Source organism: Streptomyces niveiscabiei, from assembly GCF_033794345.1.
Classification (GTDB): domain Bacteria; phylum Actinomycetota; class Actinomycetes; order Streptomycetales; family Streptomycetaceae; genus Streptomyces; species Streptomyces niveiscabiei.
On record NZ_JARAYJ010000129.1, the window covers coordinates 1 to 577 of the forward strand.

The following is a 577-nucleotide window of genomic DNA, read 5'->3' on the forward strand; positions in this document are numbered from 1 at the left end:
GCAGGCCGCCTACGGTGATCCCTCGCCTGAAGAGCAGCAGCGGCTGAAGGATGTCTACCGCGCTCACCAGCAGTTGCTGGTCGAGAAGCGGGAGAAGGCCGGCGCCTTCCTGCTGGACTCGGCGCGGCGTGCGGGCCGCCCCGTGTACGGGTGGCTGGCGGCCTCAGCCGGTGACGCGGACGACAGCCCCAAGGGCCGCGCCCAAGTCCGGGACAGCGACGAGACGTTGGAGGTCCTGGTCGTCCAGCGGCAGGCCGACGGAAGGCTGACGACCGTCCCGTGGCTGTCCGACGACAGGGACGGGAAACGGGGCGGCCTGGAGCTGCCGGAAGACTTCATGCCAAGTCCGCGTGCCTGCAAGGCGGTTGCGGCCAGTGCGCTCACGCTGCCGGGCCGTTTCAGCAAGGGGTACATGATCGACCGAACCATTGCAGAGCTTGAGCGGTTTCTGGTCCCCGCCTGGCAGGTCAAGGAATGCCCTTGGCTGGCAGGGGAGTTGATTCTCGTTCTGGACCCGGATTGTCAGACCTCTCTGGCAGGCTTCGTTCTCACCTACAGCCGCACGGACGGCCTGCGG

General features: G+C 67.6%; 1 pseudogene. It reads left to right on the forward strand.

Annotated elements, in window-relative coordinates:
• Positions 1 to 577: pseudogene (locus PV682_RS44190) on the forward strand (type I-E CRISPR-associated protein Cse1/CasA); the annotation flags it as partial.